Origin of the sequence: Rhizobium sp. rho-13.1, assembly GCF_007000305.1 — a bacterium.
GTDB lineage: Bacteria > Pseudomonadota > Alphaproteobacteria > Rhizobiales > Rhizobiaceae > Rhizobium > Rhizobium rhododendri.
This window is the reverse complement of record NZ_SCFL01000022.1, coordinates 1-12,639: the sequence shown is the minus strand read 5'-3', so window position 1 is coordinate 12,639 and position 12,639 is coordinate 1. Positions and strand designations below refer to the sequence as shown.

General features: G+C 59.3%; 11 protein-coding genes and 2 pseudogenes. 4 read left to right on the top strand and 9 right to left on the bottom strand.

Annotated features, from left to right (window positions below):
* Positions 1–225 precede the first annotated feature (225 nt).
* Both EQW76_RS25880 and EQW76_RS29985 read left to right on the top strand, forming a co-directional pair.
* Positions 226–1,386 (top strand): glycosyltransferase, encoded by a 1,161-nt coding sequence (locus tag EQW76_RS25880; RefSeq protein ID WP_142832118.1) that lies wholly within the window; start codon positions 226–228, stop codon positions 1,384–1,386.
* 62 nt (positions 1,387–1,448) lie between these two features.
* A pseudogene (locus EQW76_RS29985) lies at positions 1,449–1,553 on the top strand (DedA family protein); the annotation flags it as partial.
* A 60-nt stretch (positions 1,554–1,613) separates the two neighbouring features.
* On the opposite strand, the gene EQW76_RS25870 reads toward EQW76_RS29985, so the two are convergent.
* The 5 genes from EQW76_RS25870 to EQW76_RS25850 all read right to left on the bottom strand — a co-directional run bounded on the left by EQW76_RS25870 (position 1,614) and on the right by EQW76_RS25850 (position 5,708).
* Positions 1,614–2,375, bottom strand: coding sequence for a glucose 1-dehydrogenase (locus EQW76_RS25870; protein WP_142832116.1), 762 nt, complete (start codon positions 2,373–2,375; stop codon positions 1,614–1,616).
* 36 nt (positions 2,376–2,411) lie between these two features.
* A complete protein-coding gene (locus EQW76_RS25865) occupies positions 2,412–3,485 on the bottom strand; it encodes a PQQ-dependent sugar dehydrogenase (RefSeq protein WP_244615548.1) in 1,074 nt (357 codons plus the stop codon).
* Between the two features lie 22 nt (positions 3,486–3,507).
* On the bottom strand, positions 3,508–3,972 hold the full coding sequence (locus EQW76_RS25860) for a cupin domain-containing protein (protein ID WP_143123373.1): 465 nt from the start codon (positions 3,970–3,972) through the stop codon (positions 3,508–3,510).
* 37 nt (positions 3,973–4,009) lie between these two features.
* Positions 4,010–5,221, bottom strand: coding sequence for an NAD(P)-dependent alcohol dehydrogenase (locus EQW76_RS25855; RefSeq protein WP_161991084.1), 1,212 nt, complete (start codon positions 5,219–5,221; stop codon positions 4,010–4,012).
* A 91-nt stretch (positions 5,222–5,312) separates the two neighbouring features.
* A complete protein-coding gene (locus EQW76_RS25850; RefSeq protein WP_142832115.1) occupies positions 5,313–5,708 on the bottom strand; it encodes a cupin domain-containing protein in 396 nt (131 codons plus the stop codon).
* A 164-nt stretch (positions 5,709–5,872) separates the two neighbouring features.
* Here EQW76_RS25850 and EQW76_RS25845 point away from each other — a divergent pair, with 164 nt between their 5' ends.
* Positions 5,873–6,763 (top strand): LysR family transcriptional regulator, encoded by an 891-nt coding sequence (locus EQW76_RS25845; protein WP_142832113.1) that lies wholly within the window; start codon positions 5,873–5,875, stop codon positions 6,761–6,763.
* Positions 6,764–6,813: 50 nt separating this feature from the next.
* On the opposite strand, the gene EQW76_RS25840 is transcribed toward EQW76_RS25845, so the two are convergent.
* The 4 genes from EQW76_RS25840 to EQW76_RS25825 form a co-directional block, all read right to left on the bottom strand.
* Complete coding sequence (locus EQW76_RS25840; protein WP_142832111.1) at positions 6,814–7,599, bottom strand: carboxymuconolactone decarboxylase family protein; 786 nt, start codon at positions 7,597–7,599, stop codon at positions 6,814–6,816.
* Between the two features lie 66 nt (positions 7,600–7,665).
* Positions 7,666–8,652, bottom strand: coding sequence for an aldo/keto reductase (locus EQW76_RS25835; protein ID WP_142832110.1), 987 nt, complete (start codon positions 8,650–8,652; stop codon positions 7,666–7,668).
* Between the two features lie 93 nt (positions 8,653–8,745).
* Positions 8,746–11,100, bottom strand: a complete 2,355-nt coding sequence (locus tag EQW76_RS25830) for a membrane-bound PQQ-dependent dehydrogenase, glucose/quinate/shikimate family (RefSeq protein ID WP_202617218.1) — start codon at positions 11,098–11,100, stop codon at positions 8,746–8,748.
* A gap of 174 nt (positions 11,101–11,274) precedes the next feature.
* A complete protein-coding gene (locus EQW76_RS25825) occupies positions 11,275–11,685 on the bottom strand; it encodes a hypothetical protein (RefSeq protein ID WP_142832108.1) in 411 nt (136 codons plus the stop codon).
* Between the two features lie 251 nt (positions 11,686–11,936).
* On the opposite strand from EQW76_RS25825, the pseudogene EQW76_RS25820 reads away from it, so the two are divergent.
* Positions 11,937–12,335: pseudogene (locus EQW76_RS25820) on the top strand (transposase); the annotation flags it as partial.
* Positions 12,336–12,639: the final 304 nt, after the last annotated feature.

The window sequence follows — 12,639 nt, the reverse complement described above, 5'->3', positions numbered from 1 at the left end:
TCCAATTCAAGTCCTTTGAAATCCGCGCTAACACCTAAAAAAAATCTGAATAATATCGATGAAGGAGAAACGGAGTTCAGTTGGCTGTCAGGGTTGAATGAAAGAACCACCGCTTAAGGTAAACCGTCGGTCTTTGACCTCGGTTTGGGGGAATTCTGTCGCTCAAACGGCTGATGCGGAAAATCGGGCTATTCGTCTCGCTTCTGCTCGAAGGACATAAATTTTATGAATTCGATTGCCGCTTCTCGCCTCACTAGAGACGATCCAGATCTTTCGATTGCCCAATCGTATCTCCACAATGCCGGGCCGTCGCTTTCCATTGTTATTCCGACGTTGAACGAGCGCGAGAACATACCCACCCTTGTTGGGCGACTGCGCGACGCGCTCGAAGGCATCGATTGGGAGGTCATTTTTGTTGATGACGACTCCGTCGACGATACGATGGAGAGGGTCAGGCAGCTCTCGGTTTCCGATCGACGCATCCGTGGCCTCCGCCGTGTGGGCAGAAGAGGACTGGCTGGCGCGTGCCTGGAAGGAATTCTTTCCAGCTCCGCTTCCATTGTCGCTGTAATGGACGCCGACCTCCAGCATGATGAGAAGCGTCTCACTGAAATGCTTGCCGTGATTCGTCGTGGTGAAGCCGACCTGGTGGTGGCCAGTCGATATATCAGTTCGGATGGAGCGTCGGACGGACTCTCCAAAATCCGGCATGCAGGCAGCCGGCTGGCGGTCGGATTGGCCCAGTCGCTTCTCGGAGTTCGCCTGAGCGATCCGATGAGCGGTTTCTTCATGATCCGCAGAGAGTTTGTCGAGGAGGTCGCACCGCGCCTTTCTCATCAGGGCTTCAAGATTCTTCTAGATATCGTTGCATCGTCGACGAAGCCGATCAGGATTGAAGAAGTCTCATATTTATTCAGTCCGCGCCTTTACGGCGAGAGCAAGCTCGATGCTAGCGTTGTCTTCGAATATCTTGGCCTGCTTATCGCCAAGGCCTCGCGGGATACGGTTTCGGCCCGGTTCCTGGCGTTTTGCATGGTCGGCTCGGCTGGGGTTGCAATCCATCTGAGCATCCTGCGAATACTACTCACGTCCGATGTAGCCTTCCCAACGGCGCAGGCCGCGGCGATGCTGACTACCATGACCTTCAACTACACGCTGAACAACTCCTTGACCTACAGGGATCGCCGCCGCCGTGGTTGGCGCTTTCTGACGGGCCTTGGAATGTTCGCGGCTCTCTGCAGTTTGGGCGTCGTTGCCGGCGTGGGTGTCTCATCCGCTTTCTATCAGAACGAACCACGTTGGTGGGCGGCTGGGCTTGCGGGCGCAGCGATTGGCGCGGCTTGGAACTATATGACCAACTCGGCCATCACCTGGCGCAAGATGTAGCGAGCAGGCCGCCCGTCAATGCCGATAGCCGGACAATCTCGGTTCGGGCGGCAGGAGAACGCATGCTTCGCAGATTGAATGACTGGACGGTGTCGCTGGCAAGCAGGCCCCCGGCAGAAAATGGTTATGGCGTCATAGCCTTGATAGAAAGCTCGATCTTTCTCGTGGGCCGAGGCTTTGGAATCGCGTCGATATTACGTGTCATCGGATCGTATCCTCGTTGCCGTTCAGCGGACCGTATAGCCGCCGTCGACCGGGAGTGCGTGCCCGATCACGAATGTCGACGCAGGGCTAGACAGCCAGAGAACCGCGTCGGCTATTTCCTCGGCCGTACCGAGGCGACCGATCGGAACATCCTTCATCATCACGTCCATCGCTTCCGGCTGCGTCTCGAGCATGGTGGTGACCATCGGTGTCGAGATGATCCCGGGGCAGACGGCGTTGATGCGGATGCCCTTCGGCGCGTATTCGAGGCCGGCACTTTTCGTCAGACCGACGACGCCATGCTTGGAGGCATGGTAGATGCCGCGCTCGGCAATTCCGACGATACCGCCGAGGGAGGAGTTGTTGACGATGGTGCCGCTGCCTTGTTCGCGCATGTGGAGCAGTTCGTACTTCATGCAGTTCCAGATACCGCGCAGGTTCACGCCCATGACGAATTCGTAGTCGGAAGCTTGGGCCAGCGCCGTCTCCGCCACGGGACTCTGGACGCCTGCGTTGTTGAAGGCTGCGTCGAGACCGCCGAAGGTGGCGATCGTCTCGGCAACCATCGCCTCAACCTCTTGCATGTTCGCGACATCGCAGCGGATGCCGATGGCGCGGTGGCCTTCCGCAACCAGTTCGGCGGCGGCAGCCCTGACCGCGTCTTCGTTCACATCGGCGAGGGCGACGGCAGCACCCGCGGCAGCGAACTTCTTCGCTGTGGCCAATCCCATGCCGGATGCAGCGCCCGTGACGAGCGCCACCTTGTTCTGAAAGTCGAATGTCATTTTTGGTTTTCCTGTCATATCGATTTGTTGGTCGGATTACGGCGTCCGGGTCAGTTTCAGCAGCCGATCCTCCGACGGGCCTTCGGCGCGCGGGGATCGATTGGTGGTGATGAGGTAGATGTCGCGGCCGACGGGCAGAACGTCGCGGATCCTGTCGCCGGATGTGAAAATTGGGTTGAGGGTCTTCGCCCGTTCGTCGAACGCGTACAGTCCCTTGCCGACGAGCGTTGCGACAAGCAGTTCGGTGCCCGCGAATACGATGCCGGACGGTGCCCAGGTCTGGTAGCCGGAGTGCAGGAGCGGTCGCTCCATCCCCTGACGATCTTCATCGCCGAAAATGATCGGCCATCCGTAGTTCCGTCCGGGGAGTACCAGATTGATCTCGTCATGGGCGGACTGCCCGTGTTCCGCGACAAACATGCGACCTTCAGGATCCCAGGCAAGTCCCTGAGGGTTTCGATGGCCGAGGGAATAGACGTAGGAGCCGGAAAAGGGATTGTCGGCCGGGACCTTTCCATCGACCGTCATGCGCAGGACCTTTCCCGCCAGGCTCGAGACACCCTGGGGGCGGTGGCGGTTCTCCGTCTGTCCGGTCATCACATAGAGATTTCCATCCGGACCGATGGCGACCCGGCCGCCGTTATAGAGAAGGTGCCCGGGAATTCCGTCGATAATAACCCGTGTCTCGCGCCATGAGTTTCCGTCGAAGCGCGCCTCGATGACCTTGTTCGCGAGTCCACCGCTAGCCCGGTAGGTCTGGTAGAAGTAGGCGATGCCGCTCGTGTCGAAATCCTTCGGCAGCGCCATGCCGAGCAGACCGCCGCCGCCTTCGCGGGCGATAGGATCCGAGGTCCTCACAGGGTGCCGTGCCAGGCGGCCGTTTTCGATCGACACGACGTTGCCCGCGGCTTCCGTGATCCAGATCCGACCGTCAGCCTCCTGTATCTCCCAGGGGTAATCCAATCCTTCGGCCGCGACTTCGGCTATCCAGTCCGAGCTGGATGTGGCGGAAACAGGCGACACTGGACGAAGATCCTGAGCCCGAGCTTTGAACGATGTCAGAGCGGTCACCAGGACGAGTGCCCCGGCCAATGTCATTGCATATCTCATCGAAGGCTCCCCGGTTCAGTGGTCAGTCGAGATACTGCTCGTCCGAGACCTTCTCCATCCAGGCGACGTTCGTGCCGTCCTTCATGTTGGTGATGGCGATATGGCTGACGCCAGTCGTTGCGGTCGCACCGTGCCAATGCTTCACGTCGGGCGGGCACCAGATGACGTCACCCGGCCTCATGACGCGCTTCTCAGCGCCTTCCTCCTGCACCCAACCCGTCCCCGATGTGACGATCAGGATCTGGCCTGCGGGATGCGTGTGCCAAGCAGAGCGGGCGCCGGGGTCGAATGTAACGTGGCCGCCTGTATTGCTCGTGTGCTCGTTGTCGGCATAAAGCGGGTCAACCGTGACTGAGCCCGTAAAGTTGGCTGCCGGTCCCTTCATCGAGGGCCGGGAGCCGCCCTGCGAGAACTGCGAAGTTTCGGCATGGGCCGAGGTCAATGCGAAGAGGGCGAGAGCGATGGCAGTTGCTGTAAGCTGTTTCATGGTTCGTCCTTTCTTGTGCGGTTAAATGGGTGCAGTCTCAGGCCTTGCGGCCCGCCGACATGTCGATGACGAAACGGTAGCGAACATCCTTCGCCATGACCCGTTCGTAGGCGCGGTCGATCTGGTCGGGTGTGATCACCTCGACATCGGCCTTGATGTTGCGGGCCGCGCAGTAGTCGATAACCTCCTGGGTTTCGGCGATGCCGCCGATCATCGAGCCCGCAAGGCTCTTGCGGCCGAACCCCATCAGCAAGCCACTGAGGCCGCCTTGCAGCGTGCCGAGCGCACCGACATTGACCATGGTGCCATCGAGCTTCAGCGTATCGATGAAGGGCTGCATCTGGTACGGCTCGGGGACTGTCGAGATCAGCAGGTCGAACTGGCCGGAGAGCCGCTTCATCGCTTCCGCGTCCGTTGACAGAACAGCGTCCTTCGCGCCGAGGCGCTTGGCATCCTCGACCTTTCCGGGCGTGGTGGTGAAGACAGTCACCTGTGCCCGCCGGGCGACGGCGAGTTTGACGGCCATATGGCCAAGGCCACCCAGTCCAACGACACCGATCTTCTGGCCGGGTTCGAGCTCCCAGTGCTGCAGCGGGGAGAAGGTGGTCACGCCCGCGCACAGGATCGGCGTGAAGGCAGCCAGGTCGACGGAGGGCGGCATCCGGATGACGAATTTCTCGGTAACGACGACGGCGTCGGAATAGCCGCCAAACGTGCGACCGCCACTGATCTTGTCCGGCGCGTCGTAGGTGAATGTCGTGCCGTTGACGCAATTCTGCTCGCGGTCTGCAAGGCAGTTCTCGCAGGTGCCGCAGGACGCGACCATGCAGCCGACGCCGCCGATGTCGCCGACCCTGAACTTTGAGACGTTGCTGCCAACCGCACGGACACGTCCGACGATCTCGTGGCCTGGAACGAGGGGATAGTTCGCCGGACCCCAGTCGCTGCGGACGGAGTGGATGTCGGAATGGCAGATCCCGGCGTAGAGGATGTCGAGAAGCACGTCGTGTGGCCCAACGGCCCGACGTTCGATCTCGATCTGGCTGAACTTCGATGTCGCGCTCGTTGCGGCGAAGGCTCGAACGTTGCTCGAGCCAGTGTCGATCGCCTGACCATCCGCGCTGGACTGCGCATTGGCACTTCCAGCCATCGCCATAAGAGGCGCGGCCACTAGCGCTGCGCCACCGATCAGCAGGCCACGGCGGCTCGTTCTAGCCCCATGCGTAAAGTCACCACACGCTTCGCACATTCGCGATCTCCTTCTCAAGGATTGGACAGCATTCTCCGATCCCGCACCGGAGAGCCCGGCGGGTTCGACTTTGGTATTCGCTAAGTTCAGGTCACCCCTGGTACTGGTGGTCCATCACGTGTTCCATCCAGTCGACCACCTTGCCGTCGACATGCTCCTGGATCGCGATATGCGTCATCGCGATCGTTGGGGAGGCGCCATGCCAGTGCTTCTCGCCCGGTGGAAACCAGACGATGTCCCCGGGACGGATTTCCTCGATCGGGCCGCCTTCGCGCTGCACGCGTCCAAGGCCTGCCGTCACAACAAGCGTCTGGCCGAGCGGATGTGTATGCCACGCCGTGCGCGCACCCGGTTCGAACGTAACCGTTCCGGCCGAGCCGCGACGGGCGTCGTTGGCTGCAAACATGGGATCGATGCGCACCGTGCCCGTGAACCAGTCTGCCGGTCCTTTGTTCGAGGGCGTAGTGCCGTTTCTCGTGATGTCCATGGCCTGATCCTTCCTGCTCCTGTTGAGAAGAAAGTAGCGCAGCGCATTCAGAAGGATTAGATGTCTAATTCTGCAAAGACATATGGGCACAGCACATGAATAAAATATCGCGTCGTGGCGAATTTCTGCTAGATTGACGTTCGATTAATGCGAGGTACCCATCAATGCTGCGTGAGAATGTCAACGATCTGCTCGCGTTTCTCGTCGTCGCCCGTGAGCGTAGCTTCACCAAGGCTGCAGCGAAATTGGGCGTCTCGCAGTCGGGCCTGAGCCATACCGTCCGCGGCCTCGAGGAGCGTCTCGGCTTGCGCCTCCTGACGCGAACGACCCGCAGCGTTGCGGCCACGCCGGAAGGCCAGCGCCTGCTGACAATGGTCGGCCCGCGCTTCGAAGAGATCGAGCGCGAACTGATCGCGCTGACGGATCTGCGGGAGAAGCCTGCCGGAACCATCCGCATCACCGCAGAAGACTTTGCGATCGACCATGTTCTCTGGCCGAAGCTCCGAGAGGTGCTGCATGAGTATCCCGACATCAAGGTGGAGTTCGTCGTCGACTATGGCTTGGTCGACATCGTCGCCGAGCGCTTCGATGCTGGCGTCCGTCTCGGCGAGATCGTGTCACAGGGAATGATTGCGGTGCGGATCAGTCCGGAACAGCGAATGGTGGTTATCGGATCGCCGGATTATCTTGAGCTGAACCCCGCGCCACTGGTTCCACAGGATCTGACGCACCACAACTGCATCAATCTCCGCCTGCCGACCAGGGGCGGATTGTATGTCTGGGAGTTCGAGAAGGATAAGCAGGAGCTCCGGGTGCGGGTAGATGGCCAGATGACCTGCAACGGCATAACTCAGATCAGGAACATGTCGATCGATGGATTCGGTCTGGGCTTCATTCCCGAAGGGCTTGCCGCACCTGAGATCGAGGCAGGACGGTTGGTCGAGGTGCTGGGTGACTGGTGTCCTTATTATCCAGGATACCATCTGGTTTATCCGAGCCGGCGACAGTCTTCCGCGGCGTTCAAGGTCGTCGTCGATGCCCTGCGTGACCGATAGTGATCGTGCCCGAGTCACTCGGAAGGGGGCACGATAGCGTCGCGGCGAGATTAGCTCGGCCGCTTTTCGAACACGTCCTTGACCACGGGAACAGCGGAAAAGACGTTTGGCCATCCGGCGTAGAAAGTGAGCTGGGTCAGCATTTCCGAGGCCTGATCCTGTGTCAGCCCGGCATTCATCGCGCGGTTGAGATGGTAAGTGATCTGAGCAACCTGGCCGGACGCGATCAGGGATGTGACGGTGATGAGGCTGCGATCGCGTGGCGCAAGACCGGGACGAAGCCAGAGATCCCTAAACAGGACACCGTTTGTATATTCCACAACGCCCTGTGAAACGGGTCCAACGTTATTCTCGACCCCCTTGGCGCGCTCGGCATCTGCAGCTTCATCTAGTTGGAGTGGAGCAGGGGATGCGTCGGGGAGCTGGTCCGCGCCGATGCCGCGTGCGGCGAAGACCTGAGCGGCCACAGTAACTGCGCCCGTTGCGTTCCCCCAACCCGAATAGAAGGCGAGGTGGGTAATGATCTCCGAGAGCTCTACTGGCGTGACCCCGTTGTCGAGCGCCAGGTTGAAGTGGTACGGCATCTCGACTGGCTGGTTCCGGGCGATTAGGGCTGCAACCGTGATGACGCTGCGGTCACGCGGCGAAAGACCTGGTCGCTTCCAGAGGTCGCCGAGCAGAACTCCCTGCGTGTATTTGGCCAGAGCGGGTGAGACCGACTGAACGTCGGCCATGGTGACGGGCACAGACCCGAGACGCTTCTTGTCCTCATCGGCAAGCGCGGGGAGCGAGGCAGCTAGCGTCATTGAGAGAGCCGTAGCGGCAAGCTTGTTCATTTCCGTTTCCTTTCAAATGTGGGCTCGTTCGGAGCCGGGCGGCGTCCGGTCGAATTCTCGGCATGATCACCAAGCATAGGCTTCCGGTGCGCCGACCCCGTATCCCGGCCAGATCTCGTCGAGGCGATCGAGCGTGTCTTGAGACAGGGTAACGTCCAACGCTCCGAGATTCTCGGTAAGTTGCTCGACGGTGCGCGGACCAGTGATGGGAGCGGTGACGACAGGATTTTGCAGCAGCCAAGCCAGCGCCACGTTCGCAGGCTGCTCGCCGATGTTCCGGCAGAGCGCCTCGTAGGCTTCCAGTTGGGGACGGAACTTATCGATCTGCCTCGTGACCTTGGGTTTGGAGCGGCGCCCATCAGCCGCTTTCTGCAGGATCCCTCCGAGCAGTCCACCGCCAAGCGGGCTCCAGGCAACCAATCCCAGACCGTAGTGGCGGCAGGCCGGAATGACTTCCAGTTCGACGGTCCGCGCCGTCAGATTGTAGAGGCTCTGCTCGGAAACAAGACCGAGGAAATCGCGGGCCTGTGCCTTCGATTGAGCCGTGGCGATGTCCCATCCGGCGAAGTTACTGGATCCGACATAGAGAACCTTGCCCTGTTGAACGAGCAGTTCCATCGCCTGCCAGATCTCCTCCCACGGGGTGTTCCGGTCGATATGGTGCATCTGGTAGATGTCGATGTGGTCCGTCTGCAGACGGCGCAGACTGTCCTCGCAGGCCTTCCGAATATGGTAGGCGGACAGGTATTTATCGTTCGGACCAACCTCCATCGGCTGGTAGACCTTGGTGGCGAGAACGATCTTCTCCCGGCGTCCGCCTTGGGCAAGCCATCGTCCGATGATCTCCTCGGAAATGCCCCAGCCCTTCTTCATGTCCGGCGCGTTCGGTCCGCCATAGACATCTGCGGTGTCGAAGTAGTTGATGCCGACCTCCTGCGCCTTGTCCATGATCTCGAAGCTCGTCGTCTCGTCGGTGAATTCACCGAAATTCATGGTTCCCAAGCAGAGCGGGCTGACTTTGAGGCCTGTGCGGCCGAGATGTCTGTATTCCATGTCAAAGCGTCCTTAATCTTGCATTTAAGATTCGGTTGGAACATTGAGCAGAGCTCTGGCGACGCATGGGACGCCAGGAGGTCGTCCACTTAGTTATTTTGGAAGCGCAAAGGCCACGACGTAATCACCCATCTTCTTGCTGGCACCCGTCCCGCCGGCGCTGATCAGCACGAACTGCCGACCGCTTTGCGGCGAGACATAGGTCATGGGCGTCGTTTCTGCCCCGACCGGCAGGCGCCCCTTCCACAATTCCTGGCCGGTGCGCACATCGATTGCGCGCAGGTAGTAGTCCTGTGTGCCAGCCATGAAGATTATTCCGCTGGAGGTCGTCACGGGGCCACCGCGCGTCGGCATTCCGATCGGAATGGGCAGGTGTGTCGGCATGTTGAGCGGGCCGAGATCTTCCGCGGTGCCCATCGGCATCTGCCAGGCGATCTTGCGCGTGGCGAGATCGATGGCCGTGAGAGTGCCGAACGGCGGTGCCTGGCAAGGCGTGCCGAGTACTGATGTGAATGTGCCCTGCTCGATGCCCCAAGGCGTACCTGCTTGCCTGCCACCAGCTCCTTCCGACCCTGGACCACTGTGGGTGGCGTCGAACTCGGTGCGAGGGACAAGACGGCTGGTGGTGCCGGTGCGGATGTCGTTGACGATGAGATAGCCGAGGTTTTCTGCAATCGAAACAGAGCCCCAGTTCATGCCGCCAAACCAGCCGGGAAAGTGGATGGTGGTTTTGGCGCTAGGAGGCGTGAACGGGCCCTCGTATCGCGCCTTCTTGAAGGCGATGCGGCAGGCCAACTGGTCGAGCGGTGTCATCCCCCACATACGCGCCTCGGTGAGACGCTCCACGCCGATGGTGGGCATGCCCAACGAGAACGGTTGCGTCAGCGAGGTGTGATCGTCGGCGACGCCGCCTTGAGGAACGGGTCGTTCCTGAACGTCGGCAATCGGACTTCCGGTCCGCCGATCAAGCATGAATATCTGGCCGGTCTTGGTTGTCTGGATCAGGGCTGGAATGGTGCTGCCATTGCCATCCGGGACATCATAAAGCGCCGGCTGCGACGGGACGTCGAAGTCCCAGATGTCATGATGCACCGTCTGGAAGCGCCACCGCTCGCGACCGGTTGCCAGATCCAGTGCCACGATTGATGAGGAATATCGCTCGTCCGCTTCGGTGCGATGGCCGCCCCAGAAATCAGGTGTCGCGTTCCCGGTCGGCAGATAGATCAGCCCAAGTGCATCGTCATAGGCAGGTGTCGACCAGACGTTGGGCGTTCCGCGCGAGTAGTCTTCGCCTGCTGGCGGGAGGCCTGTAATGTTGGGGTTGCCAAGATCCCAGGCCCAGACAAGCGCTCCGGTGCGCACGTCGAAAGCGCGCACGACGCCGGATGGTTCATTGACCTCTGCATTGTCCCACACAAGACCACCGACGATGATCAGATTACGGGCAATCGTTGGTGCGGCAGTGGGAAAGTAGAAGCCCGGTCTGACGTTGCCCATGCCAGCGCCAAGATTGACAACGCCGTTGTCGCCGAAGTCGGTGCATGGCGCGCCCGTCGACGCATCGAGTGCCACGATGCGCGCATCCACCGTGGTGGAGATAATACGGCGGGTGCACAAGGCAGAGCTCGATGATGCTGCGGAAGCCCGCTGCGTTCCGGTCGATGAGGCGTCGTGATATCCGACGCCACGGCAACGCGGACGGTTGTTTCCGGTCGCCTTGGCATCGAACCGCCAACGCTCCTGCCCAGTTTCCGGATCCAGCGCGAAGATGGCGTTTGATTGGGTGCAGCCATAAAGCAGCCCGTTCACAAATAGCGGCGTTGTGACAAAACCCTCGCCCTTGTCCGGGTTAGGGATTTCACCCGTGCGGTAGGTCCAGGCGACTCGCAGGCCTGAGACGTTGTCAGTAGTAATCTGATCAATTGGGGCATAGCGTGTGCCAGAGGGTGTTCGGCCCCAATAGGACCAACTGGTGCCTGCAATCGGACCAACAGCGGCGCCAGGAACAGGCTGCGACGCGGCATCTGCGGTCACGATTGGATGAGGCTGGAAGGCCGAATATGTGGTCGCGGCAAGAGCAAGAAGGATAACAGCCGCCAAACCGTAGGAAGGAGCCTTGAACCGTCGGCGCGAACCACGGAGCAGGGCAGGCGTAACCAGCAGAACGGGCAGAGCAATGACAGCAGGCGCAAAAAGCCGGGACACGAGCGGCCAAAAGTCGAACCCGACTTCCCATATCGCCCACACGATCGTAGCGAAAAATACGATAAGGAAAACAGCGGCCCCTGAAGGTCGCCGTCGAGCAATGAGATAACCGGAGGCAAGGAGTGCCGCACCAGCCAGAGCGAAATACCACGATCCTCCAAGAGTGATCAGGTATAAGCCGCCAATGGCCAGGAACAGGCCGATTGCGATGATGAGAACGCCGAGGCCAGCAAGCGCAACCACCCCAGCTCGTGTGGAAAGTGAATGAGAAATTTTTCTTCTCCCTGTGTTATAGGCCCGGGCACGACGGCGCGCGCCGGCCATATGCCTTGAAGCTAACATGGAGGATTCATGCCGACTATTTCGTGATTCATGCATAAACATATGCACGGCACGCATGAATTGAGATATTTGGTTTCAGATGGAGATCATCGTTGATGGAGCGCGCTTTGTTGATCGAAAAGGTGGACAGCCCTCTAAGCTAGATGCGATACCGTAGTGCATCAACGAATACGGTAAACGCGGGGGATGCCTGACAGCGATTTCGATAGTATAGATGAAATCCTGAAAAATCCTGCCGTCTGCTAAATGTGGAGCGGCAGGTTCCTCAGGCACATATGCCAGTTCTAACCCTTCGATGGCGCCGTTCATGACATGCATGATACTGTTGAAAATCAGTTGTCCGTTGCCCTTGACCGTAAACTCCTTTCCATCCTGAACAAACTCCCAGGCATAAATCGCGCCGGAAGGCTTGTGGCGAATATTGACGCACGCGTGATCGATTATTTCATACGGTGTGACAGGTACATTGTGACGCTGAAAATACAATTGGCAAGGTCGTAAGTAGTGCTGTGAGGCTTCGGCAATCCACGTCGCCTAGATTGACCTGCCGGTTCTGATCATAAGGAATAGTGTGGCGACCTTCGTGTTGACCACGGACAGAAGCATGATTCTGGTGACGAGATTTTGGTATCGGAGGGTACTTGACGAACAAAAGGCCCATTATAGAAGCACTACTTTGGCAGTTTGAGGCAAGGCTGGTTTGCGATGATTTTCGCTCTCTTCATTGGGAGCGCGATATGGCCGATTTGGATACGGAGCATTCAGCATTTTTGCAGCCATTTTTGGACCAGCTGGGACACAAGAAACGATGACAGATGTGTCCGCTTTACCTATCCGGGCTCATCGGTCCCGGTGACCGCAAGACCATCGAGCCGATGGCGGAACGGTTTGCTCCAGGCAAGTATGACCGCCTCCACCATTTCATTGCCGACAGCGTTTGGGATGCTGCGCCTCTTGAGACCGAGCTTGCGCGACAGGCTGACAGGATCGTTGGTGCATCCGATGCGTTTCTGGTGATTGATGACACCGGTCTGCCTAAAAAGGGCGATCACTCGGTCGGGGTCGCGCGCAATATGCTTCCGATGCTGGGCAAGCGAGCAAATTGCCAAACACTGGTGTCGGTGACGCTTGCGAGATGAGGTTCCAGTCCCAGTTGGCATGCATCTCTCCCGATGATGTCGGATTGATCTTTCCAGTCGCCGGCTATGAGTAGCCAAATTCGTACAAGCATCGCATTTCAACCTGATGTGTAGTGAATCATCCATGGATAAGATTGAACGGGCAAGCCATTTTTCTTGCTGCGACGCGCAGTCGACTTGTTGATCCACGCCGAACCGAACCGGTTTTTCCCGGATCGGGTACCTCTGAGTGCGAAATCGTCAACCCGTCAGAATGCAGGCGATCCGCTCTACCGGCCGATGGCAAAGGACTACGATGCCT

Coding starts and splice junctions, on each gene's coding strand:
- EQW76_RS25880 (WP_142832118.1), top strand. CDS start 226: ATGAATTCGATTGCCGCTTCTCGCCTCACTAGAGACGATCCAGATCTT.
- EQW76_RS25870 (WP_142832116.1), bottom strand. CDS start 2,375: ATGACATTCGACTTTCAGAACAAGGTGGCGCTCGTCACGGGCGCTGCA.
- EQW76_RS25865 (WP_244615548.1), bottom strand. CDS start 3,485: ATGAGATATGCAATGACATTGGCCGGGGCACTCGTCCTGGTGACCGCT.
- EQW76_RS25860 (WP_143123373.1), bottom strand. CDS start 3,972: ATGAAACAGCTTACAGCAACTGCCATCGCTCTCGCCCTCTTCGCATTG.
- EQW76_RS25855 (WP_161991084.1), bottom strand. CDS start 5,221: ATGTGCGAAGCGTGTGGTGACTTTACGCATGGGGCTAGAACGAGCCGC.
- EQW76_RS25850 (WP_142832115.1), bottom strand. CDS start 5,708: ATGGACATCACGAGAAACGGCACTACGCCCTCGAACAAAGGACCGGCA.
- EQW76_RS25845 (WP_142832113.1), top strand. CDS start 5,873: ATGCTGCGTGAGAATGTCAACGATCTGCTCGCGTTTCTCGTCGTCGCC.
- EQW76_RS25840 (WP_142832111.1), bottom strand. CDS start 7,599: ATGAACAAGCTTGCCGCTACGGCTCTCTCAATGACGCTAGCTGCCTCG.
- EQW76_RS25835 (WP_142832110.1), bottom strand. CDS start 8,652: ATGGAATACAGACATCTCGGCCGCACAGGCCTCAAAGTCAGCCCGCTC.